This is a genomic window from Janthinobacterium sp. DSP2-3-3 (genome assembly GCF_049897325.1).
Lineage (GTDB): Bacteria > Pseudomonadota > Gammaproteobacteria > Burkholderiales > Burkholderiaceae_D > Janthinobacterium.
Map to the genome: position 1 here is coordinate 176,196 of NZ_JAFCWA010000005.1, position 22,703 is coordinate 198,898.

The window sequence follows — 22,703 nt, forward strand, 5'->3', positions numbered from 1 at the left end:
CTCCGCGACTGACGAGTACAAATTTAAAAACTTAGGCGATTTCTTCGACGCCTTGGCCGGCCATCAGGATAGCGGCATGCGACTGGGCCAGCGAGCGGTCTTTATTGTAGTTCGTCAACATGCCCAGGATGGCGCCGTCGTCGAAGCGGAAGCGGGCCAGCATCATGTTGCCGCCTGCGAGCTTCAGAATCTGCGCATTGCTCATGCCTTCGATCAATTCGGCGATTTCGGCGGCTATGCCCAAACGGAAGATGGCCGTTACCTTGTCCGCACGAATCATTTGCTGGGCCAGCATCAGGTAGCTCAGGTTAGCGTCGCGAATCTCAGCCATCATATCGTTAGCAGTCATTTCCATCTCCTCAATCCGTTGAATTCAGCTGGCGTTGTTTGTTGCCAGTGAGATACATTCTGCAGGAGCAACATCAAACGCAACAGAGGCGAAGGACTGTATTTTTGGTCGGGAAATGGCGGGCAGGACCGTAGGTGTTTGTCTGACAAACACTGCTCAATCATGGTCGCACGCCAGTAAGGGCGCGGATGTGGAAGGTGGGCGCGGGGCAGAATTTACCCGACTTCAGGCCTGTAAAAAATATCACTTTTTTACAACAACTTGACCAGAATCAAGTCTGCTTACCTAGATAACGGCTGCCTTGGCAGGAACTTTAGGGCTTTTTCGAAAAATATTTAAAAGCCCCGCGTTCTTTTTGAGCGGTTTAGCATCGTTCACATTATTGTTGACGGCGGCGCCTGGCAAAACTTTAGGGCGATTTGAAAATATTTTAAAAAATCGTGATTTTTTTCGTTGACGCCCCACAGGGAGGTACTTTCCGCCCCCGTTCAGCGCGCAAATTCCGCTTTTTGGCGGGGATTTGCTACACTGGCTGCTTCCGCATAATACTTTAGACCTCAAACAATATTGTGCTATTAAGACAAGAATTAACATGAAAGCCACCATGATTTCTCGACATGACTGCAGCGCGCGCGATCTCGATGATCCCCTGGCGCCCTTGCGCCAGCAATTCGACTTGCCGCAAGGCGTAATTTACCTCGATGGCAATTCCTTGGGCGCACGGCCGAAAGCGGCCCTGGCCCGCGCCCAGCACGTCATCACGGCAGAATGGGGCACGGACCTAATCCGCAGCTGGAATACGGCTGGCTGGTTCGACTTGCCCAAGCGCCTGGGTGACCACCTGGCCCCGCTGCTGGGTGCCGGCACGGGCGAAGTGGTCATCACCGACACCACCTCCGTCAACCTGTTCAAGGCTCTGGCCGCCGCCCTGCAGATGCAGGCCAGCGATCCCACCCATGCCGCGCGCAGAATCATCGTCAGCGAGCGCAGCAACTTCCCCACCGACCTTTACATGGCGCAAGGCCTGGCCGCCTGGCTCGACCGTGGCTACCAGCTGCGCCTGGTCGACAGTCCCGAGGAACTGGCACAAGCCATCGATGCCGATTGCGCCGTCGCCATGCTCACGCACGTCAACTACCGTACCGGCTATCAGCACGACATGGCCGCCATCAGCAGCCATTGCCACGCGCAGGGCGCGCTGGCGCTGTGGGACCTGGCCCATTCGGCCGGCGCCGTGCCGCTGGACCTGAACGGCGCCGGCGCCGACCTGGCCGTCGGCTGCACCTATAAATATCTGAATGGCGGCCCCGGTTCGCCCGCATTTATCTGGGTGCCGGCAAAGCACCAGGCGCGCTTCCGCCAGCCTTTGTCCGGCTGGTGGGGTCACGCCACGCCGTTCGCCATGGACCCGGGCTACACCCCGGCCGACGGCATCGCCCGCGCGCTGTGCGGCACGCAGCCGATTCTCTCGCTGGCCCTGGTCGAATGCGGACTGGATATCTTTGCGCAAACGAGCATGGAAGCCATCCGCCGCAAGTCGCTGGCCCTGACCGATTTGTTCATCGCCCTGGTGGAACAGCGCTGCGCCAGCCATCCGCTGGGCCTCGTCACCCCACGCGAGCATGCACGGCGTGGCAGCCAGGTCAGCTTCACGCACCCGCACGGCTACGCCGTGATGCAGGCGCTGATCGCGCGCGGCGTGATCGGCGACTACCGCGAGCCGGCCATCATGCGCTTCGGTTTCACGCCCCTGTATACGAGCTTTGCCGACGTATGGGATGCCGTGGACATCTTGCGCGACATCCTCGATAACCAAGCCTACGACATCGCCGCCAAACGCGACGCGGTGACCTGAACCATCCCATGAGCGACGAAAAGAATATGAACAAGGAAAACACCAGCGGCTGCCCCATGCATGCCGGCGGCCAGGAGGCGCAGTGGCATGGCGCGCAGATGGATTTCAGCGAATCGATGAGCTACGCTAACTACCTGGCGCTGGACCGCATCCTGACGGCCCAGCATCCGCTGTCGCCGAACCACAACGAAATGCTGTTCATCGTGCAGCACCAGACCAGCGAATTGTGGATGAAGCTGATGCTGCACGAAATGCATGCCGTGCGCGCCAACCTGCAAAGCGGCGACCTGGCGCCCGCCTTCAAGATGCTGGCCCGCGTAGCGCGCATCATGGACCAGCTGGTGCATGCGTGGGACGTGCTGGCCACCATGACGCCGCCCGAATACACGGCCATCCGCCCCTACCTGGGCGCTTCGTCCGGCTTCCAGTCCTTCCAGTACCGCGAAATTGAATTCATTTTAGGGAACAAGAACGCCGCCCTGCTGAACGTGCACACGACAGCGCCGGACACCTATGCGGTGCTCGACGCTGCCCTGCGCACGCCGTCCGTCTACGATGAAGCCGTCAAGCTGCTGGCGCGCAGCGGCCTGCCCATCGCCCCCGAACGGCTGAACGCCGACTGGACGCAGCCGACCGCCGCCGATGCCTCGGTAAAAGCGGCCTGGCTGGAAGTCTACCGCGACCCGTCGAAACACTGGGCCCTGTACGAGCTGGCCGAAAAGCTGGTGGACCTAGAGACGGCCTTCCGCTTCTGGCGCTTCCGCCATGTGACGACGGTGGAGCGCATCATCGGTTTCAAAACGGGCACGGGCGGCACGGCGGGCGTCAGCTATTTGCGCAAGATGCTCGACGTGGTATTGTTCCCCGAGCTATTTGCCCTTCGCACGGAGCTTTGATTTCAAAAGGAGAAATGATGTCGCCTCTCGTCCTGACCCTGGCCGGCCTGTGGAATTCCGGGCCGCAGCACTGGCAAACCCACTGGGAAGCGCGCCACCCGCAATGGTCGCGCGTGCCGCATGGGGAATGGCAGACGCCGGACAAGGACGAATGGGTGATGGAGCTCGACCGCGCCATCGCCGCCTGCGAGCGCCCACCCGTGCTGGCCGCGCACAGCCTGGCCTGCACACTGGTGGCCCATTGGGCTGCCAGCGGCTCGCCGCACAGGATCGCCGGTGCCTTCCTCGTTGCTCCCAGCGATGTGGAAGCGCCCTCCTACCCCGCCGGCACGACGGGCTTTGCGCCCATGCCGCTGCAAGCCTTGCCCTTTCCCAGCCTGGTAGTGGCCAGCGGCGATGATCCCTACGTCAGCTTCGCGCGAGCACGCGCCTTTGCCGCCGCCTGGGGCAGCGATTTCACCATGATCGGCGACGCCGGCCATATCAACGGCGATGCCGGCTACGGCCCGTGGCCGGAAGGCGAACATCTGCTGCTGGATTTTTGCGCCGCGCACCAGCCCTGAGCGGCAGGGCGCGCCGCACACGATACGCGCGCGCATTTGCCCGCATCATAGAACACAGGCAGAATCGTGGCCTTTCCATTGCGGCGCCGCGGCGCCAGCCCCACGATGAAACGTCTGCTTTTGCCCTTGCTCCTCTGCTCCGCCCTCGCCCATGGCGCTCCCTTCTACGAAGGCAAGAGCCTCGCCCATCCCGCCATCAGCGCCTCGCAGGATAGCGGGCTGGATGTCGCCTTTCTCAAGGAAAAAGAGGGCGTCAACGGCTACTACTGCGAATGCAAGAGCGGCAGCACGAAACCCTTGCTGCTCGACCAGTTCGGCAACGCCGTCATCCGCTCCGTCTTCTACGCCGCGCTGGACCAGGAATCGGACACCAGCGTGCAAACCATGCTGGTGCTATTCCGCCAGGGTGACAAGAACGGCCTGCGCGCCTACCGCTACCATCGCAGCTCCGGCAAATACCGGCGCCTCGACGGCCTCCAGCCGGCCCTGAACCGCATCGTGGCGCAAAGCGCCGCCCCCAATGCGGGTCAGGTCAAGGCGGCGCTGGCGAAACTGGCGCCGATGGATTACAGCGTCGCGCGGGGCAAGAGCGGCAATGCCGATTTCGACGCCATCGACCATACGCAAGGCACCATCGTCGGCTACTACAGCGATGACGGCAAACCTGTGGCGGGCGGCGGCAATGACGCCATCACCTACAAGAAAACCTTCCAGAAAAAAGGCGAGCGTTTTCTCACCGCCAGCTACACCCGGTACAGCGATGCAGGCGCGGGCATCCTGCCCAACTACCGCCTGTGGCAAGTGACGTGGGAAACGGCGCCGCGGCAATTCACGGGCAGCCAAGACGGCCCGTCCGTCCTCTACAGCCTGGCCTGGGATGACGGCTCGGTGGTCGAACGGGGCCAGTACGTGAAGGGCAAACGCCAGGGACTGTGGGTGCGCGAAGGCATGCATGAAGGCAGCGAAAAGGGCAATTACGTCAACGGCCTGCAAGAAGGCCTGTGGCAATTCAATTATTCCAAGCAGAGCGAGAGCGGCATGTACCGGGCCGGCAAGCGCGAAGGCCGCTGGACCGTCATCAACTATGCCGATGAAGAGGAAGTGACGGGTGTCGACACCTATGCGGACGGCCAACTGAACGGCCCGCACGAACGCCGCATGGGCGGCAAGCTGCGCACGCGCGGCAACTACGTCAACGGCGCGCGCCATGGCGCATGGATCACGGAAGACGGCGACGGCAGCTTTATCGACGGCTTGCGCGATGGGCCGTGGAAGCTCAAGCTCAAGGACAGGGTCACGCAAAGCGTCACTTTTGTGAAAGGCAAGAAACACGGCGAGGCGGTCGACACGGATGCGCAAGGCGCGCTGCGCGTGCGCGACCACTACCAGGCGGGCGTGCTCGAAGGCGCACGCACGCGCTACCTTGGCCCGGCCGGCAAGGAATACGCTGTCTACACGGCCACCTACCGCAACGGCCAGCTCGATGGGCGCGAACAGGCGTTCGACGACAGCGGCAAGATCCTGCGCCTCGATACGCTGTGGGACAACGGCAAGAAACAGGGCCTGGACGCGCGCTACTACCCGAACGGCAAGCCGGAACGCCTGGCCGTCATCGATCAGGGCCGCCTGCTCACGCACCTGCGCGAATACTATGAGGACGGCCAGCTGCTCAACGACATCCACCGCTGCACCTTCAAAGAGTACGGCAGCACGCGCGACGACGTGTGCGAATACCACCACATGTACTACCCCGACGGCAAGCCGCAGTATTACTACGCCTTCCAATACGGCCAGCGCCAGGAAGGCTATTCGAACTACCCGAATGGCAAGCGCAAGGACGAACTGCTGGTCGACCGCGTGGCCGACACCTCCGTCGTCAACGCCTATTACGACAGCGGCCAGCTCAAATGCACGGAGCCACGCAGGGGCCACAGCACGCGCACGGTCAACGGCGAGAGCATGATCAGCTACGGCTCGGCCGACCGCGATGGCGACAATATCTGCTACCACCCGAACGGCAAGGTGGCCAGCATTTTCACCTTCCGCAAACGCGTGCTCGTCGATTGCGGCAAGCGCTACGATGACACTGGCAAGCAGACGTTCCCCGGGCCGGAAGGCTGCCCACCCCCCAGGCAGGTGGACTACCCCATCGGACTGTGACCATGACGCAAACAAGACAGCCGCAGCGCATCCACAACCCAACAAGCATCGATACCGCCGCCCTGTGCGCCGCCATCGCCGCCGACGGCAAGGTGATCGTGCAGTTTGGCGAACACTTTGACGCGGCACCGCTGCTGGCGGAGCTCGATGCGCTGGCGGCCAGTTGCGGCGCGGCGCTGGAAATCCGCTTCTACGGCTACCACTTCACGCCGTTCGACGCCGCCATCCTGCGCGCGCTGCCACATGTTGCCAACCTCTCGCTGGACTGCCACACCAGTGCCGTCAAGCTGGAGACCCTGGGTGAACTGCGGCAGCTGAAGCGATTGCAGCTGGGCGTCTACGAGATGCTGGAACACGATATCCTGGCGCTGGAGAATCTGCGCGCGCTGGAATACCTGAGCCTGGGCGAGACGCGCAAGGCGAACATCGACCTGGCGCCGCTACGGCACTGGCCGCAACTGGCGCAGCTGCACACGACGGGCCACGTGAAAAACATCGCCGCCATCACGGCCCTGCCCGCGCTGGCGCAGCTATCGCTGTCGCAAGTCAAGAGCAAAGATGACGTGGACTTCATCGATACCATGCCGGCCTTGAAGCAACTGCGCTTCATCCTGGGCGGACGTACGTCGATCGCCCACGTTGCGGCGCCGCTACTGGAAGACCTGGAAGTAGTGCGCGTGCGGGGATTGGAAGACTTGGGCGACATCGGCCGTTTTCCCCGCCTGCAGCGCTTGTCGGTGGAAGACCAGATCAAGGTGCAGGAAGTGCGGCTGGGTGAAAATCCCGCACTGGCGTGGCTGATCTTGCGCAACTGCAAGGCCCTGGCGCGGCTGCACGGCGTCGCGGCCCTGCCGGCGCTCGGCAATCTGGCCGTGTACCTGACGCAGCTCGACATCGATGCGCTGCTGGCCGGCGGCTTGCCGGCTGCCCTGAAACACCTGACCCTGACGACAGGGAAAAGAAAGCGCGATGAAGAGATCAAGGCGCAATTGGCAGCGCTGGGCTACGAAAAGGCGCGCTTTTATTGAATCTAGCGGCCAGCGGCCAGCTTGCGCTGCCACAGCGCCACGTCGATCATCACGCCGTCCGCGCCCGTGTTGCGGATGTAGACGCGGTAGCTACCCTGCCCCATGTTGCCATCAAGGTAGGCCGTGCGCTCATTGCGCTGCAGCCTGGCGCCCTTGGCCAACTGGCGGTAGCGCTCGACCACCGTATCGAAACTGGCATAGCTGCGCAGCGCCACTTCCAGGTCGCGCGGCGGGCGCCCTTCGGCATGGTCCAGCACATTATGCTGTTTCGTGCCCTTGAGCGTGAGCGGATAGGCAAACACGCCGGCACCGGCCGACGTCAGCACCGTGGATTTATCGAGCAGCAGCGGCAAGAGCGCCGGTGGATACGCGGGCGGCAACTGGGCGCGATTCCAGCCCGGCAGGGCCGGCTGCGCCAACACATATTCGACACTGGCGATCTTCTGCCCATCAGCGCCCGCTTCCTTGTCGCCCGCGATCAGCGCCAGCATGGGCGGCAATTGCCTGGCCCATGCCAGCAAGGGCGCCGCTTCGCCGACCAGCATACCCTTGCGATGGAACACCGTCAGTACCGTATTCGGATCGGGATTGCAGACTTTCGCCAGTGGTTGGCCCTCCAGGCGGCAATGTCCGTTGACCAGGCCAAAGGCAATGATGGCACCGCGCTTGTCGAGCAGCATGGCGCCCCGTTCGCGGCCTTGCTTGCGCTCATTCATCGACGCCAGCAACTGGCGGCCATCAGCCAGCACGGTGCGCGTGGCGTCGCGCTTTTCGCTGATCGCTTCGAGCGCCTGCGCCAGCAACAATTCATCGTCTTCCGTGTAGCTGCCACGCGCGTAACCGAAGAAATCGAACAGGGCCGAGCGTACCTGCGCATCCTCGCTCAGGCGCGGCAAGGGACCACCGGCCAGCAGGGAAGACAGGCTTTTCCCGGCCGGCGCCGAGGGCGCCGCCGTGGCGCGGGCTGGCTGGGAAAGGACGCAGGCCGCTGCCAGCAAGACGCCCAGGGTGCGGTAATTCGAAAAAATGATATGCATGATTCTGTCTGTCGGAGATTTGGCCGCCATGACGGCCACGCATGACGCGCCGGCGATTCTAGCATGGCGCCAGCCCCCATGCGGTGCGGCTGGCGGACTGCGCGTGGCCGGTGCGGCTGTTATGATGACCGCAATGACGACACCAACCCATGCCTCGCCCCTGCTTGTCCTGCTGCCCGGCATGGATGGCACGGCACGGCTCTTCCAGCGTTTTGACGCCGCCTTGCGCGCACAGACCGCCATCGACACCCAGGCCATCGCCTATGCGGCCGCGCCACTCGATTACGCGGCGCTGGAAGCGTTCGTGCGCGAGCGCTTGCCGCAGGGCAGGCCTTTCGTCGTGCTGGCCGAATCGTTTTCCGGCCCGCTAGGCGCAGCCCTGCGCGCCGATCCGCCGTCCGGCATGCGCGCCCTGATCCTGTGCTGTTCGTTCGTGCGCAATCCGCGCCCGGTGCTGTCGCCGCTGCGCCACCTGCTGAAATTCGTCCCCTTTGGCGCCCTGCCCGGCTTCGCCCTGCGCCAGGCGCTGCTGGCCCCCTATGCCACGCCGCAGTTGCAGGATGAACTGGCAGCGACGCTGGCACAAGTGCCACCCAGCGTGCTGCGCCAGCGCCTGCGCGCCGTACTGGCAATGCTGGAAAAGGACACCTTACGCAGCTTCGCGCGCGGCAGCCTGCCCGTGCTGTATTTGCGCGCCCGCCACGACCGCCTGGTACCGCCGGCAAACGCCTTGCAGATACTGCGGCTGGCGCCAGGCACGCGGCTGGTCGACATCGATGCGCCGCACATGCTGCTGCAAGCTGCGCCGACAGCGGCCGCAGTGGCGGTCGCCGCTTTTATCGCGGGCCTGTCAACCCCGCAGGCGCCTGCTTAGGTGCGCGCTGGCCAGCACGGCCAGCCAGCTCAAGCCACCCGACAGCACGCCGAAGTAAATGGCCCGCAGCGGATGCTGGGGCAACAGATACGCGAGTACCACCGCGCCAAGCAAAGGCGCACAGCACGGGTTTCACCCTACCAGGCGGCAGCAGCGCCAGCAGCAAGTTCGTGCCCGCATACACGTAAAACACCAGCAGCAAGGCCAGGCCGCCATCAAGCGGATTTTCATGATGCTCCCTAAAGAAAAAGCCGGCCCTTTCACGCAGAAAGGACCGGCTTGCTGACGTTTCAGCGAGGCGTTTACTTCGCCGAATTGAGCAGCAATTCGTTGAGGCGCTTGACGAAACTGGCAGGATCGGCCAGCGAACCGCCTTCTGCCAGCATGGCCTGGTCGAACAGGATGTTGGCCCAGTCGCCGAACTTGCCGCCTTCGGCGCCATCCACACCCTCATATTTCAGACGCGTCACCAGCGGGTGGTTCGGGTTGATTTCCAGAATCGGCTTCGATTCCGGCGCGCTCTGGCCAGCCGCCTTCAACATGCGCAGCAGGTTGCCCGACAATTCGTTTTCATCGGCCACCAGGCAGGCTGGCGAATCGGTCAAACGGAACGTCACGCGCACATCCTTGGCCTTGTCGGCCAACACGGTCTTCATCTTGCCCACCAGGTCGGCGTACGAGGTTTGCGTTTCTTCGTGCTCTTTCTTTTCCGCTTCGTCTTCCAGCGCGCCCAGGTCCAGGCCACCCTTCGCAACGGAGACCAGTTCCTTGCCTTCGAAGTCCTGCAGGAAGGACAGCATCCATTCATCGACGCGGTCCGTCAGCAGCAGCACTTCGACGCCCTTCTTGCGGAAGATTTCCAGGTGCGGGCTGTTCTTGGCGGCGGCGTAATTGTCGGCCGTGACGTAATAAATCTTGTCCTGGCCTTCCTTCATGCGCGCCACGTAGTCGGCGAACGACGTGATTTGCTCGTCGCTGTCGTTGGCCGTCGAGGCAAAGCGCAGCAGCTTGGCCAGGCGTTCCTTGTTGGCCGCGTCTTCGCCGATGCCTTCTTTCAGCACCTGGCCGAATTCCTTCCAGAAGACAGCGTACTTGTCTTTCTTGTCTTGCTCGTCCGCGTTCGCCAATTCTTCCAGCATGCCCAGCACGCGCTTGGTTGATCCTTCGCGGATCACCTTGACGTCGCGCGACTCCTGCAGGATTTCACGCGAGACGTTCAGCGGCAGGTCGGCCGAGTCGATCACCCCGCGCACGAAGCGCAGGTAGGTCGGCATCAGCTGCTCGGCATCGTCCATGATGAAGACGCGCTTGACGTACAGTTTGATGCCGCCGCGCTTGTTGCGGTCCCACATGTCGAACGGCGCCTTGGCAGGGATGTACAGCAGCTGCGTGTACTCGCTGCGGCCTTCCACGCGGTTATGCGTGTGGCTCAAAGGCGACTGGAAGTCATGCGAGACATGCTTGTAGAATTCGTCGTACTGTTCCGGCGTGATGTCGGCCTTGTTGCGGGCCCACAGGGCGCTGGCCTGGTTGACGGTTTCGAATTCGTCTTTCAGGACGGTTTCTTTTTTCTCCTCGTCCCACTCTTCCTTCTGCATCACGATCGGCAGCGAGATATGGTCCGAGTATTTGCGGATGATGGACTTGATCTTCCAGCTCGACAGCAATTCGTCCTCGCCTTCGCGCAGGTGCAGGATGATGTCCGTGCCGCGCGACGGCTTGTCGATCGATTCAATGCTGTAATCGCCTTCGCCGGCCGACTCCCAGCGCACGCCTTCGGACGCATCCGCGCCGGCGCGGCGGGTTTCGACGGTGATCTTGTCGGCAACGATGAAGCCCGAATAGAAGCCCACGCCGAACTGGCCGATCAGGGCCGCGTCCTGCTGCTGGTCGCCCGACAGCTTGCCGAAGAATTCCTTGGTGCCCGACTTGGCGATAGTGCCCAGGTGCGAGATCGCCTCGTCACGGGTCATGCCGATGCCATTGTCGGAAATGGTGATGGTGCGCGCATCCTTGTCGAAGCTGACCTTGATCTTCAATTCGTGATCGTTGCCGTACAGGGCGTCGTTATCGATCGCTTCGAAGCGCAATTTGTCGGCCGCGTCGGACGCGTTCGAGATCAATTCGCGCAGGAAGATTTCCTTGTTCGAGTACAGGGAATGGATCATCAGGTGCAGCATTTGCTTCACTTCGGTCTGAAAACCCAGGGTTTGCTTTTCGGAGACAGCCATTTTTACCTCATAGTCTTGTGGATGGGACGGATGCTACGGAGTTGGGGATGGTACAAGCAATTTCAAGAGCCCCCGCCGAATGTCCTGGAATGACCAGTTTACCCCAGTGCGCGGGCGAAAAACGCCCATATGCGCTCGTCCTGCACGGTGGCCAGGTTCAGGCGCATGCGGGTGGACGGCAACTGGCGCGGCGAAAACAGGCTGCCCGGCGCCAGCACCAGCCCCTCGGCCAGCGCCTTTTCAGCCAGCAGATTCGTGTCGCAACCCGCGTCCGCCCACACGAACATGCCGGCCGGCGCAGGATCGAAGCGCAAGCCCGCCTGTTCGACCTTGCGGTAAGTACCCTCGCGCACCTTGTCGAGCCGCGTGCGCAGGCGCTCCGCATGCTTGCGGTACAGCCCCTGCGAGAGGATTTTATACACCACGCGCTCGCCGATGTCGCTGGTGGTGAGCGTGGCAAGCATCTTGCGGTCGGCCAGGCGCTGCGCCCGCTCCGGCGACGTGGCGATGAAGCCCACGCGCAGGTTCGCCGCCAGGCTCTTGGAAAAGCCGCCCAGGTAAATCACGCGGCGCAGCTGGTCCAGCGCGGCCAGGCGCGTGGCCGGCTGCACCAGACCGGCTGCTCCCGGGTGCATGTCGCAATAGATATCATCCTCGACGAGCAGGAAATCGTGCTGTTCGGCCAGGCGCAGCACCTGGAAAGCCTTGGCCGCCGAGAGCGACGTCGAGCTGGGGTTGTGCAGCACCGAGTTGATCACGTACAGCTTGGGACGGTGCAAGGCCGCAAGCTCGGCCAGCACGGCGATATCGGGGCCGTCTTTCAAGCGCGGAATGCCGATGACATTCATGCCCATGGCGGCAAAGGCGCCGAACATCAGCCAATACGCGGGATCGTCGACGAAAATGGTTTCGCCAGGGCGAACAAACTCGCGCGCCACCAGGTCCAGCGCCTGCATCACGCCCACCGTGGTGACGATCTGCTCGGGCGGGCAGGCGATTTCCAGCCCCGCCAGTTTCAGCTGCAACTGCTGGCGCAGCGGCAGGAAACCCTGCGGCGCGCCATAGCCCAGCAGAAAATTGCCGGGCTGGCGACTGACGTCGCGCAAGGCGCGCGCCACCAGGTCGCCGTCGAGCCACTCGGCGGGCAGCATGCCGGAGCCGGGTGCGGGGATGGCCGGCGTCCGGCGAAACATGTTTCGGATCAGCCAGACCACGTCCATAGTCTGCGCCGCCGCATCCTGCGCGCCAGCCGACGGCACCGGCGCGTTCAGCGGCGAGCGCTCGCGCACGAAAAAGCCGGCGCCACGCCGCGATTCGAGGTAGCCGCGCGCCACCAGCTTGTCGTAGCTGGCCACCACCGTGGCGCACGATACGCTCAAGCTGGCGGCGCACTGGCGGATCGAGGGCATGCGCGCGCCGCCGCGCAGCAGCTTGTCGTCGATGCGCGCCACCAGCGAGCGTACGATCTGGTCGATCAGGGTTTCGCCCGAGGCGCGCGACAGCAAAGGGAGTGTATTGCTCATATGACCATGACAGTATGTGAAATTATGCGTGTAAGTGTATTTGTACCGTACTGCTATTCAAGCCTAGGATAGCAGCATGGATCACACAAATCCATGCCTTTCCCTTACCGCACGCACCAGGAAACCCATGTCTTCACTCACCAGCACCGCCACCTCTACCACCCGCCCGCCCCGCCTCAGCGATGACCGTAAGGGGTTGCTGCTGGGCCTGATCGCCGTCGCCCTCTTCAGCCTGACCCTGCCCTTTACGCGCCTGGCGGTGGCCGAACTCGATCCCACCTTTGTCGCCCTGGGCCGCGCCCTGGTGGCCGCCAGCCTGGCCGGCCTGTGGCTATGGCAACAGCGCGCACCGTTGCCGCGGCGCGAACAATGGTTGCCGCTGGCGCTCGTGTCGCTGGGCTGCGTGCTGGGCTTCCCCTGGCTGACGTCGATCGCCATGCGCAGTCTGCCCGCCTCGCACGGCGCCGTGCTGGTGGGCATTTTGCCACTGGCCACCGCCGTGTTTGCCGTGCTGCGCGGCAAGGAACGCCCTTCGCCGGGATTCTGGCTGATGGCCGTGCTCGGCACGGCGCTGGTAGTGGCGTTTGCGCTGCGCCAGGGCGGCGGCAGCTTCCACATGGCCGATTGGCTGATGTTTGCCGCCGTGCTGCTGGCTGCACTCGGCTATGCCGAGGGCGGACGCCTGGCGCAAGCCATGCCCGGCCAGCACGTGATTTCCTGGGCGCTGCTGCTGGCCGTGCCCTTCGCGCTGCCTGCGGTGCTGTGGAACGCCTGGCCGCAGCGCGCACTGATGGCGCAGGCCAGCAGCGCGGCTTGGCTGGGCTTTGCGTACATCTCCGTGTTTTCCATGTTTATCGGTTTCTTTTTCTGGTACCGGGGCATGGCGCTGGGCGGCGTGGCGCGCGTGGGCCAGACGCAATTGCTGCAGCCTTTCCTCACGCTGGTGGGCGCCGCCGTGCTGCTGCACGAGCCATTGACGGGTGAAAGCCTGCTGTTTGCCGGCGCCGTGATCGCCGTAGTGGCCATCGGACGCAAACTGAAATAGACCGGCTTGACGCCCGTTTGCAACGCCCTTGCGCGTGCGGATGGGCAGAGCGGCGTGCAAGCCGTACAATACCGCAGCACCATGGCGACGCCTATCCGGCGCCGCTTGCGCACGCACCGCCACAAGCGGGCCAACAAATCCAGCCGGCGCAGCTCGGCATCTTCTGTGAGACTCGTATGAAAATTGAAAATCCGAATCCGATCCAATGGCGCTTTGCCGAACGCGCGGAACAGCTGCAAAGCTCGTTCATCCGCGAAATCCTGAAGATCACGCAGCGTCCCGAGATCATCTCGTTTGCCGGCGGCCTGCCCTCGCCCGCCACCTTCCCCGTGGAGGAAATGAAGACCGCCTTCGACAAGGTCCTGTCGAACAATGGCAAGGTGGCCCTGCAATACGGCCCGACCGATGGCTATCTGCCGCTGCGCCAATGGATCGCCGACTCCTTATCCAGCAATGGCAGCACCATCCTGCCAGAACAAGTGTTGATGACGTCCGGCTCACAGCAGGCGCTGGACTTGCTGGGCAAGGTCCTGATCGACGAAGGCAGCCGCGTGCTGGTGGAAACCCCCAGCTACCTGGGTGCCTTGCAGGCATTTTCCGTCTACCGTCCCGAATTCGTTTCCGTTGATACCGATGACGAAGGCCTGGTGCCGTCGTCGATCGACCCCGTCGCCGATGGTGCGCGCCTCTTGTACGCGCTGCCGAACTTCCAGAACCCGACGGGCCGCAGCCTGTCCGTGGCGCGCCGCCTGGAACTGGTGGAAACCTGCGCCCGCCACGGCCTGCCGCTGATCGAGGATGATCCGTACGGCGCCCTGAGCTACAGCGGCGAGCCCTATCCGAAGATGATCAACATGAATCCGGACGGCGTGATCTACATGGGTTCATTTTCCAAAGTACTCACGCCCGGCATCCGCCTCGGCTACGTGGTGGCGCCGATGCCACTGGTGCGCCGTCTGGAACTGGCCAAGCAGGCGGCCGACCTGCACACCTCGCAGCTGACGCAGATGGTCGTGCATGAAGTGATCAAGGATGGCTTCCTGGACCGGCACATTCCCAGCATCCGCAGCCTGTACGGCAACCAATGCCAGGCCATGTTGTCGGCGCTGGAAGAGCACTTCCCGGCCGGCGTCACCTGGACCAGACCGGAAGGCGGCATGTTCATCTGGGTCACGCTGCCGAAACACATCGACGCCATGAAACTGCTCGATGAAGCCATCGCCAACAAGGTCGCCTTCGTGCCCGGCGCGCCGTTCTACGCAAACACGCCGGAAACGCACACCTTGCGCCTGTCGTTCGTGACAGTGCCGCCGGAACGCATCCGTGTAGGCATCGCCATCCTGGGCAAACTGATCGCCGCAAAAATGTAACTCACCCTCCCCGCCCCGCCTGCCGCGGGGCGTGTCCAGCTGCCCCCGCGCCAACGGAGACGCGTCTTTTCCGCCTAAAACCTGCCTTCACGATAGCAACTTCGTGTATTTATTTTTAAAAGTATCATAAAAATAATATTTTACCACCTCGCAGAGCATCGATTTTTTCACCCAAAAAATTGGCAAAGCGGTATGATTTGATTGCTGTATCAGATTTGAACCCGGTCAGCCTTTAACTACACGTGTACATCCGCTCACGGTCCGCGGTCTGCGGCCAGGGCAACACTCCCGCTAACACCTTGCCTGCCGCCATCTGCGGCGGCCACGGCATGCGGGACTTCGGCATCACCGAAAGTGTAGCAAATGCTGGCATCGCAGAGTACATCGGAGAAGGCCGGAAGCAATGAGTCCAGGCAGTGTGGGGCATTCCCAGCGGCATGAAGCCGCCATTTTGATTGTCGATGATGCGCCGGCCAACCTTGAGCTGCTGCGCAAGCTGATGAGTGAACAGGGCTATCAAACCTATGTCGCCAAGTCCGGCGAACGGGCACTGGCGATCGCCCAGCGCGCCCATCCCGACCTGATCCTGCTCGACGTGCTGATGCCGGACATGGATGGCATAGAAACCTGCCGCCGCCTCAAGCAGCACCCGCTGACGCAGCGCATTCCCGTTATCTTCATGAGCGCCAAGACGGAGACGGAAGACGTGGTGGCCGGCTTCGACTGCGGTGCCGTCGACTACATCAGCAAGCCGCTGCGCATGGCCGAAGTGTGCGCGCGCGTGCGCGCCCAGCTGCACATCCGCAGCAGCAATGAAAGCCAGCAGGAACAGGCCGAGCGCCTGCGCACCATCGTCAACAACATGGCCGAGGGCTTGCTGATCATCGAGGCGGACGGACGCATCCAGTACACCAATCCCGCCTGTGACCAGTACCTGGGCTATCGCGAAAACGAACTCGCCGGACGCTCGATCGCTGAACTGCTCAGCCCCCTGGTGACGCAGGAATACCTCGATTACTTCGCCATGTACGCGGCCAACCCGGAAACGGCGCACAAGCACGGCACGCGCGAAGTGGCAATCCGCCACCGCAACGGCGCGGCGCTGAGCATGGACATGACGCTCACGCCCATGTATCTGCGCCAGCCCCTGTATATCGGCCTGCTGCACGACATCACGCACCACAAGCAGTCGGAAGACGCCTTGCAGCGCGCGGCCTACCTCGACCCGCTGACAAAGATCGCCAACCGCCGACATTTCGACAGCTTCCTGGAAAAAGAGTGGCAGCGCGCCGTGCGCGGCGGCGGCGCCCTGTCGCTGGTGGTGCTCGACGTCGACCACTTCAAGCTGTACAACGACAGCCTGGGTCACCCGGCCGGCGACAGCTGCCTGCAACAGGTGGCGCAAACCATCGCCTCGCATGCCGCCCGCCCGGGCGACCTGGCGGCCCGCTACGGCGGCGAGGAATTCGTCATGCTCTTCGCCGACACGGACGCCGACGGCGCCCTGCATCTGGCCGAAGCCATCCGCATGCACATCGAAGCACTGCAACTGCCGCATCCGCGCTCCGCCACCTCGCCGTGGATCACCGTCAGCATCGGCGTGGCGACCATCCACCCGCACCAGCTGGACGACCGCGAAGCGCTGTTCGTCGCCGCCGACCGCGCCCTGTACGTGGCCAAGGAAGGGGGACGCAACCAGGTGCGCGCCACGCATTCGGGCAGCGCGGCCAGGGAAACGGTCAAGGCGCTCGTACTACGTTAAAACTTCCTCGACACGCTCAGCTTCGCATTGCGTCCCACACCTGTCACCGCTTCGCTCAGGTACGGCATGTAGTTGCGGTTGAAGACGTTATCGACCGTCAGCCGCACTTCTGTGCCGCGCCACACGCCCTGCTTGCCATTCCACGATGCGAACAAGGTGTGCAGCGCATAGCCTTTTGACGGTGGCAGGCGGTAAACACTCCCCACCGGCAGGACGCGGTCCTGCTTCGCCACGAAGCGGCCCTGCCAGCCGATGCTGGCCCCAAGGTCGGGCATGCGCCAGCCCAGGCCAGCCATCAATTTATCCGGCGCGATGGTCGACACGGGTTCGTCATGGCCCCATGGGTCGCGCTGGGAACCGGTGCGCGTGCCGCGCTGCTTCGACAGCGAAGCGCTGGCAAACAGGCGCGGCGAGTTGTAGTAGGACTCGATTTCCACGCCCTGCGTGCGGAAACCGGCCAGGTTGCGGTAGGACGACAGGGCTGGCGGCACCTTGCCCGAGCCAGGCACATAGCCTTCGATCAAGATGCCCAGGCGCGGGCCGATATTGTCGCTGACGCGGTTGCGGTACGCCGTCAGGCGCAGTTGCACGTCGTCACGCTCCATGAACACGTTCTGCCGGTGCAGCATGACGCCCGTGCGCACGGCCGTCACGCGCTCGACGGCCAAGTCGCGGCTGGTGCCCGGCGTCGATGAACCGAGCCTGGACGACACATAGTATTCGTTCGAATACATCTCGTCGATCGTTGGCGCACGCCAGGTGCGGCTCAAGTCGCTGAACAGCGCCACGCTGCTCGACGCCTTCCAGAACAGGCCCAGGCGGGGCGACCAGTCTTCGTGCGCCTTTTCGCTGAAGTCGTGGCCGGCCGCCGCCAAGGGGCTGTTGTAGCGCGAGGCCTTGTTCGGCACACCTGCGGAGACGACCCGGTCGTGGCGCAGGGCCGCCGTCACCGTCAGGTCGCCATACGTCATCGCATCCTGCAAATACAGGCCCGTTGTTTTCTGGCGCCCGGCCGGCATGTAGTAAGGCTGGAAGTAGCCGTAGTTGTAGCTGGGGTCTTTCAGTGCCGTCGACGAGGGGTAATACATCAGGGTGTCGCGCACGTTCTTGTGCCATTGCAGGCCCGTTTGCAGCACGTGCGAAATGGCGCCCGTCATAAACACGCTTTCGTTGCGCACCTCCGCGATGCGGTCCACGTACGAAGCCCAACTCTCGTTGCCCAGCGATCCCAGGTAGGAACCCAGCGAAGCAGACGGCAGGCGCTTGTCATGCTGGTCCGTGTGCGAATAGCCGGCGCTTGCCGTCAGCTTGATCCATGGATTGTTCTGCGGTGCGTACTGCCACTTTACGGAATAGGTATCGTCGTCCTGGTCGCGGTAAACGGCCTTGCGCTGCCACGCTTCTTCCAGGCCATACTTTTTGATTTCCGCTTCGGTCGGCGTGGGCACGTCCTCGCCCATGGCGGCGAACGGGCCCCAGCCCGTGCTACCGCTCTTCATGGCCGTCAGGGTCAGCAGCTGCTCCGGCGTCAGGCGGATATTCAGCTTCACCAGGCTCGATGGCGCATCGATGGCGGAGAAGCGGAATGGCTTGCCATCGGGTTTGCGCAAATCATCCGACTTGCGCTGGGTGGTAAATGCCATCGCATCGAAGCGACCATCTGCGCTGCGACCATACACGGCCACGGTGGCGTCATTTTCTCCATTGTTCGAATGACGCGAATACTTCAGCATGGCGCCCACGTTTTCGCCGCCTTCCAGCAAGTCTTGCGCATCCTTGGTCTCGACCGTGATGACGCCGCCGAAGCCGCCATTACCATACAGGCTCGTATGCGCGCCCTTGTTCACCTCGATCTGCTTGATCAATTCCGGCTCGATGAAGATGGAGCCCTGGCGGTATTTTTCAAAGCCCTTGGGCACGCCGTCAAGAATGACTTTCACGTCCTGCACTTTATTGAAGCCCCAGATATTAAGGCTCTGTCCACTGGGACGGGCCGTGCCCGCCAGGTCCACGCCGGGCAAAGTGTCGAGCAGCGAGGCGACATTGTCGGCCTGCTGGCGCTCGATGTCGGCGCTGTTGATGTACGAGCGCCCGGCCGTGCCGGCGCTGATGGCGTCGCCAAAGACGCTGATGGCGGGCATTTGCATCGCATCGGCCTTGGCGGCCTTGGCGGCCATCGCTGCCGCCCACGCATGACCATGCGCGCCGCCCAATGCCAGCGCCAGCGCGGCGGCCAGCGGGGTCCATCCTTTTTTGCTGCTGCTCTTCATCGCTATCCTTGCCTGGGTTTGCTTACTATTTGATGCTTCTGGAATGAAAAAACACTGGGGCAGAGGATAGGCGGTGCACGATCAAGCGGCGGCGTTGAAGGAAGCGTTGCGGCGGAACTCTGCCCGCGCGGACACGCCGCCGGCGCATGGCCGGCGGCGCACTGCAGTCACCTGGATGAGTTGCCTTAGTGAAATGCGGAATACATCATATATCGGATGCGAATGATTCGCAATACGATTTAAGGGATGGCTATTCTGGATAGCCGGTGATGTCGGCGATCTCGCGGTACAGGGGCTGCAGCCGCGCATACATTTTCTGGTACACGCGCCGGTACAGTTGCTCATAGACCTTGCTGTGCCCGGAGTGCGGCTGGAATACCTTGCCCTTGCGCGTCATGGCTTGCACGGCGGTGGGGAAATCCGCATGCCAGCCCAGGCCCACGCTAGCGGCGATGGCCGCGCCCAGGCCCGAACTTTCATACACGTGGGCGCGCGCGGCGGGCAAACCGAAGATATCGGCCGTCAGCTGCATGGCAGCGTCGCTTTGCGAGCCACCGCCCGCGATGCGCAGCTCCGTAATCGCAATGCCGCTGCGCTGCTCGATGCGCTCCTTGCCTTCGCGCAGCGCATACGCGAGCCCTTCGAGGATGGCGCGGTAGATGTGCGCGCGCGTGTGCACGTCGCCAAAACCGATCATGGCGCCCTTCGCTTCCGGGCCCGGCACCTTGATGCCTGGACTCCAGTACGGCTGCAACATCAGGCCCATGGAACCGGGCGGCACGGCCTCGACCAGGCGGTCGAACAGCGCTTCGGCAGACAAGCCCGCACCATCTTCGGCCGCCGCCGCCCGTTCACGGTCGCCGAACTGCTCTTTGAACCAGTTGACCATCCAGTAGCCGCGGAAGATCTGCACTTCCGTGCTGTAGGCCCCCGGCATGGCGGCCGGATACGGCGGAATGAAGCGCGTCACCTCCACATACTTGCGGTTGGTCGTATTGATGGTGGCGGTGGTGCCGTAACTGAGGCACGCCACATGCGGCTCGACGCAACCGGCACCCAGCACTTCGCACGCCTTGTCGGCGGCCGCCGCCAGCAAGGGCGTGCCCTCCGGGATACCCGTCGCCGTCGCCGCCGCGGCCGTGATGGCGCCCATGCGCGTGCCCGGGGTCACCAGCTCGGGCAGCATGGAGCGTTGAATCGCCAGCGCCTGCCACTTCCAGTCGAAGCGCCCGGCCCAGGCGTGGCGCTTGTAGTCGAACGGAATATACGCCACTTGCGATCCCGTCGAATCGACGTAGCGCCCGCACAGGCGGTGGTTCAAAAAACCCGACAGCAGCAGGAATTTGTGCGTGCGGCACCAGATGTCAGGCTGGTGCGCGCTGATCCAGTTAATCTCGGCCTCGCGGCGGAAGTACGTCATCGTGCCATCGAGGCGCATGACGCGAAAAGCGGCGCGCCACCATGGCGACAGTGGGGGAATCTGGCGCGTGCTGCGCTGGTCCAGCCAGGTGATGGCGGGGCGCAGGGTAGCGCCATGTTCATCCACGTTGACCACCGTGCCGCGCTGCGTGGTCACGGCCACGCCTACGACCGACGATTTTTCAATGGCGGTGCTACGCCACAACTGCTGGCACGCTTCGCACACGGCTTGCCAGTAGCCGTCGGCGTCATGCTCGGCCCAGCCGGGGTGCTCGGAGTAATACGCTTCGAGAAACACCTGCGCCTTGGCCGCCAGATTGCCGTCCCTGTCAAACAGCAGCGCGCGCACGCTTTGCGTGCCATTGTCGATGGAGAGGATATAGGGGCCATTGCCCGCTGCGGAGGCCATCACTTATGCCACACTGGCCAGCGCGGCGCGCAGCGCCTGCAGCAGCGCTTGCGGATCTTTTTCCGGCTGCGCGCTGAACACGGGCGCTTGCCAGTCCTGCCCGCGCACGGCCACCACGCGCAAGCGTCCCTGCGCATTCCAGGCCGGATACCAGCCCACGTCGACGATGTCGCCATTCGCACACGTGATTTGCAGCAAATCTTCCCCCAGGTCCTCGACGAGGGTATCCACGGGCTGGCGCAAGTCCAGCGGCGACAGGCTGTCATAGGTGATGCGGGCATCGCCCAGCGTCAGGGGCTGGCCAAACAGGGTGGTCTCGATAATACTCTCCTCTTGTTTATTCTTATGCTTGTTTCACTCGCCCTGCGGCACGCTGTAATGGCGGCGCCACAGGGCCAGGTAGCGCGCCTGTTCCGCGTCCCAGCGCGCATCGTCCCACCCCAGTTCATTTTGGCACATGGCGCGCAGGCGCGGCATGATAGCAAGCGCGCCGCCGGCCAGCTGCAAACCGAGGCGCGTGCGCCGCAGCAGCAGGTCATCCAGGTGCTGCACGTCCTCCATGCGCGCACCCCAGCGCAGCTGCGCCCACAGGGTCTGCGTGCCGGGAATCTGCGCCAGTTCGCCCTCCTGCGCCGTATCGCACAGTGCCTGCGCGGCCGCGCCATGACGGCCCAGCAGGCGCACGCGCTGTTCGCCATCGAGCAGCAAGGCCTTGCCCGACAAGGGCGGCGTTGCGTCAAAAATGGGCAAGGGGCGCAAATCCGCCTGCCAGCCCGGCAGCAGCGGCGCGGCGCGGCGCAATGCGTCGAGGGCGATCGCGCGAAACGTCGTCAGCTTGCCGCCCGCCACCGTCAGCAAGCCGTTTTCCAACCATAGCGCATGTTCGCGTGCTTCCTTCGACGGGTCAAGCTGCCCGCTGTCGATCACGGGGCGCACACCGGCAAACGTAGCCATTACGTCGTCTTCGCCCAACGCCAGTTGCGGGAACTGCCAGCGCAGCGCCACCAGCAGGTAATCGAGTTCGCCGCGCGTGATGGCCGGTTCCAGGTCCAGGCTGGCGCCGTGGTCGACATCGGTGGTACCCACCAGTGTCACGCCCTCCCAAGGATAGGCAAACACGGGCCGGCCATCGTGCGGATGCATCAGGCTGACGGCTTGCGCCAGCGGCAGACGCCAAGCCGGCAGCAGCAGATGGCTGCCGCGCAGGGGCCGCAGTTTCGGCGGCGCGCCCACTTGCCCCCGCAAGCCGTCGGCCCAGGCGCCCGTGGCGCTGATCACCAGGCGCGCGCGCACCGTTGGCGTTTCGCCGCCGACGCCATCGATCAAGGTGGCACCGACGACCCGCTGCCCCTCTCGCAGCAGCGATGCCACGCCCAGGTAATTGACGGCCACGCCGCCATGGCGGCGCGCCTCCTGCAGCACGCGCAGCACCAGGCGCGCATCGTCCGTCTTGGCGTCCTGGTACAGCATACCGCCCTGCAAGCCTTCGCGCTGGATGTGCGGCGCCAGCATGGCAAAGTCCGCCGCATCGACATAGCGGCGCGCGCGCCGGCCCGCCATCACGTCATAGATGGCCAGCCCCAGCATGAATTGGCGCCGCCCCGGCTTCCTGCCGACGTAGTCGCCAAAGGCAAAGCCTTGCGGCTCAACCAGCCCGGCCGCATCCGTCAGCAAGGCTTGCCGCTCATGCACCGATTCGCGCGTCAACGCGAACTGGCCCTGTTTGAGGTAGCGCAAGCCGCCATGCACCAGCTTCGATGAACGGCTCGACGTGCCCCAGGCGAAATCGCGCTGTTCCACCAGCAGCGCCGTCAAGCCGCGCCGCGATGCTTCCAGCAGGATGCCGGCGCCCGTGATGCCGCCGCCGACGATCAGCACATCCCAGTCGCGCGCCAGGACGCCAGGCAAATCC

The 22,703-nt window shown here is 63.5% G+C and carries 18 protein-coding genes; 9 read left to right on the top strand and 9 right to left on the bottom strand.

Annotated features, from left to right (window positions below):
• Positions 1 to 31: 31 nt before the first annotated feature.
• Both flhD and ACP7DE_RS12110 read right to left on the bottom strand, forming a co-directional pair.
• Positions 32 to 349, bottom strand: a complete 318-nt coding sequence (gene flhD, locus ACP7DE_RS12105) for a flagellar transcriptional regulator FlhD (RefSeq protein ID WP_353658013.1) — start codon at positions 347 to 349, stop codon at positions 32 to 34.
• 285 nt (positions 350 to 634) lie between these two features.
• Positions 635 to 955, bottom strand: coding sequence for a hypothetical protein (locus ACP7DE_RS12110; protein WP_426072323.1), 321 nt, complete (start codon positions 953 to 955; stop codon positions 635 to 637).
• Between ACP7DE_RS12110 and kynU the strand changes: the two genes are divergently transcribed.
• The 5 genes from kynU to ACP7DE_RS12135 all read left to right on the top strand — a co-directional run bounded on the left by kynU (position 954) and on the right by ACP7DE_RS12135 (position 6,851).
• Positions 954 to 2,204, top strand: coding sequence for a kynureninase (gene kynU, locus ACP7DE_RS12115; RefSeq protein ID WP_426072324.1), 1,251 nt, complete (start codon positions 954 to 956; stop codon positions 2,202 to 2,204). The two genes, ACP7DE_RS12110 and kynU, sit on opposite strands and share 2 nt — an antisense overlap.
• A gap of 8 nt (positions 2,205 to 2,212) precedes the next feature.
• Positions 2,213 to 3,100, top strand: a complete 888-nt coding sequence (gene kynA, locus ACP7DE_RS12120; RefSeq protein ID WP_426072325.1) for a tryptophan 2,3-dioxygenase — start codon at positions 2,213 to 2,215, stop codon at positions 3,098 to 3,100.
• A gap of 14 nt (positions 3,101 to 3,114) precedes the next feature.
• Positions 3,115 to 3,663, top strand: a complete 549-nt coding sequence (locus tag ACP7DE_RS12125) for an RBBP9/YdeN family alpha/beta hydrolase (protein WP_426072326.1) — start codon at positions 3,115 to 3,117, stop codon at positions 3,661 to 3,663.
• A gap of 105 nt (positions 3,664 to 3,768) precedes the next feature.
• Positions 3,769 to 5,823, top strand: coding sequence for a hypothetical protein (locus ACP7DE_RS12130; RefSeq protein WP_426072327.1), 2,055 nt, complete (start codon positions 3,769 to 3,771; stop codon positions 5,821 to 5,823).
• Positions 5,824 to 5,825: 2 nt separating this feature from the next.
• Complete coding sequence (locus ACP7DE_RS12135) at positions 5,826 to 6,851, top strand: hypothetical protein (RefSeq protein WP_426072328.1); 1,026 nt, start codon at positions 5,826 to 5,828, stop codon at positions 6,849 to 6,851.
• Between the two features lie 2 nt (positions 6,852 to 6,853).
• On the opposite strand, the gene ACP7DE_RS12140 is transcribed toward ACP7DE_RS12135, so the two are convergent.
• Complete coding sequence (locus ACP7DE_RS12140) at positions 6,854 to 7,888, bottom strand: hypothetical protein (RefSeq protein ID WP_426072329.1); 1,035 nt, start codon at positions 7,886 to 7,888, stop codon at positions 6,854 to 6,856.
• Between the two features lie 133 nt (positions 7,889 to 8,021).
• Between ACP7DE_RS12140 and ACP7DE_RS12145 the strand changes: the two genes are divergently transcribed.
• The gene (locus tag ACP7DE_RS12145; RefSeq protein WP_426072330.1) at positions 8,022 to 8,762 is read left to right on the top strand and encodes an alpha/beta fold hydrolase; all 741 of its coding nucleotides are present in this window, start codon (positions 8,022 to 8,024) and stop codon (positions 8,760 to 8,762) included.
• A 302-nt stretch (positions 8,763 to 9,064) separates the two neighbouring features.
• On the opposite strand, the gene htpG is transcribed toward ACP7DE_RS12145, so the two are convergent.
• Complete coding sequence (gene htpG, locus ACP7DE_RS12150) at positions 9,065 to 10,993, bottom strand: molecular chaperone HtpG (RefSeq protein WP_426072331.1); 1,929 nt, start codon at positions 10,991 to 10,993, stop codon at positions 9,065 to 9,067.
• A 98-nt stretch (positions 10,994 to 11,091) separates the two neighbouring features.
• Positions 11,092 to 12,516: a PLP-dependent aminotransferase family protein gene (locus ACP7DE_RS12155; protein ID WP_426072332.1), complete on the bottom strand. Its 1,425-nt coding sequence runs from the start codon at positions 12,514 to 12,516 to the stop codon at positions 11,092 to 11,094.
• A gap of 127 nt (positions 12,517 to 12,643) precedes the next feature.
• On the opposite strand from ACP7DE_RS12155, the gene ACP7DE_RS12160 reads away from it, so the two are divergent.
• The 3 genes from ACP7DE_RS12160 to ACP7DE_RS12170 all read left to right on the top strand — a co-directional run bounded on the left by ACP7DE_RS12160 (position 12,644) and on the right by ACP7DE_RS12170 (position 16,693).
• A complete protein-coding gene (locus ACP7DE_RS12160; RefSeq protein WP_426072333.1) occupies positions 12,644 to 13,561 on the top strand; it encodes a DMT family transporter in 918 nt (305 codons plus the stop codon).
• 176 nt (positions 13,562 to 13,737) lie between these two features.
• Positions 13,738 to 14,931: a PLP-dependent aminotransferase family protein gene (locus ACP7DE_RS12165; protein ID WP_426072334.1), complete on the top strand. Its 1,194-nt coding sequence runs from the start codon at positions 13,738 to 13,740 to the stop codon at positions 14,929 to 14,931.
• A gap of 403 nt (positions 14,932 to 15,334) precedes the next feature.
• The gene (locus ACP7DE_RS12170; RefSeq protein ID WP_426072335.1) at positions 15,335 to 16,693 is read left to right on the top strand and encodes a diguanylate cyclase domain-containing protein; all 1,359 of its coding nucleotides are present in this window, start codon (positions 15,335 to 15,337) and stop codon (positions 16,691 to 16,693) included.
• Here the strand turns inward: ACP7DE_RS12170 and ACP7DE_RS12175 are convergent.
• The 4 genes from ACP7DE_RS12175 to ACP7DE_RS12190 all read right to left on the bottom strand — a co-directional run bounded on the left by ACP7DE_RS12175 (position 16,690) and on the right by ACP7DE_RS12190 (position 22,699).
• Positions 16,690 to 18,963 (bottom strand): TonB-dependent hemoglobin/transferrin/lactoferrin family receptor, encoded by a 2,274-nt coding sequence (locus ACP7DE_RS12175; protein ID WP_426072336.1) that lies wholly within the window; start codon positions 18,961 to 18,963, stop codon positions 16,690 to 16,692. The two genes, ACP7DE_RS12170 and ACP7DE_RS12175, sit on opposite strands and share 4 nt — an antisense overlap.
• 250 nt (positions 18,964 to 19,213) lie before the next feature.
• Positions 19,214 to 20,791, bottom strand: coding sequence for an FGGY-family carbohydrate kinase (locus tag ACP7DE_RS12180; protein ID WP_426072337.1), 1,578 nt, complete (start codon positions 20,789 to 20,791; stop codon positions 19,214 to 19,216).
• Between the two features lie 3 nt (positions 20,792 to 20,794).
• Positions 20,795 to 21,022, bottom strand: coding sequence for a hypothetical protein (locus tag ACP7DE_RS12185; protein WP_426072338.1), 228 nt, complete (start codon positions 21,020 to 21,022; stop codon positions 20,795 to 20,797).
• A gap of 123 nt (positions 21,023 to 21,145) precedes the next feature.
• Positions 21,146 to 22,699: a glycerol-3-phosphate dehydrogenase/oxidase gene (locus ACP7DE_RS12190; RefSeq protein ID WP_426072339.1), complete on the bottom strand. Its 1,554-nt coding sequence runs from the start codon at positions 22,697 to 22,699 to the stop codon at positions 21,146 to 21,148.
• Between the last annotated feature and the right edge of the window lie 4 nt (positions 22,700 to 22,703).

Coding starts and splice junctions, on each gene's coding strand:
- flhD (WP_353658013.1), bottom strand. CDS start 349: ATGACTGCTAACGATATGATGGCTGAGATTCGCGACGCTAACCTGAGC.
- kynU (WP_426072324.1), top strand. CDS start 954: ATGATTTCTCGACATGACTGCAGCGCGCGCGATCTCGATGATCCCCTG.
- ACP7DE_RS12110 (WP_426072323.1), bottom strand. CDS start 955: ATGGTGGCTTTCATGTTAATTCTTGTCTTAATAGCACAATATTGTTTG.
- kynA (WP_426072325.1), top strand. CDS start 2,213: ATGAGCGACGAAAAGAATATGAACAAGGAAAACACCAGCGGCTGCCCC.
- ACP7DE_RS12125 (WP_426072326.1), top strand. CDS start 3,115: ATGATGTCGCCTCTCGTCCTGACCCTGGCCGGCCTGTGGAATTCCGGG.
- ACP7DE_RS12130 (WP_426072327.1), top strand. CDS start 3,769: ATGAAACGTCTGCTTTTGCCCTTGCTCCTCTGCTCCGCCCTCGCCCAT.
- ACP7DE_RS12135 (WP_426072328.1), top strand. CDS start 5,826: ATGACGCAAACAAGACAGCCGCAGCGCATCCACAACCCAACAAGCATC.
- ACP7DE_RS12140 (WP_426072329.1), bottom strand. CDS start 7,888: ATGCATATCATTTTTTCGAATTACCGCACCCTGGGCGTCTTGCTGGCA.
- ACP7DE_RS12145 (WP_426072330.1), top strand. CDS start 8,022: ATGACGACACCAACCCATGCCTCGCCCCTGCTTGTCCTGCTGCCCGGC.
- htpG (WP_426072331.1), bottom strand. CDS start 10,993: ATGGCTGTCTCCGAAAAGCAAACCCTGGGTTTTCAGACCGAAGTGAAG.
- ACP7DE_RS12155 (WP_426072332.1), bottom strand. CDS start 12,516: ATGAGCAATACACTCCCTTTGCTGTCGCGCGCCTCGGGCGAAACCCTG.
- ACP7DE_RS12160 (WP_426072333.1), top strand. CDS start 12,644: ATGTCTTCACTCACCAGCACCGCCACCTCTACCACCCGCCCGCCCCGC.
- ACP7DE_RS12165 (WP_426072334.1), top strand. CDS start 13,738: ATGAAAATTGAAAATCCGAATCCGATCCAATGGCGCTTTGCCGAACGC.
- ACP7DE_RS12170 (WP_426072335.1), top strand. CDS start 15,335: ATGAGTCCAGGCAGTGTGGGGCATTCCCAGCGGCATGAAGCCGCCATT.
- ACP7DE_RS12175 (WP_426072336.1), bottom strand. CDS start 18,963: ATGAAGAGCAGCAGCAAAAAAGGATGGACCCCGCTGGCCGCCGCGCTG.
- ACP7DE_RS12180 (WP_426072337.1), bottom strand. CDS start 20,791: ATGGCCTCCGCAGCGGGCAATGGCCCCTATATCCTCTCCATCGACAAT.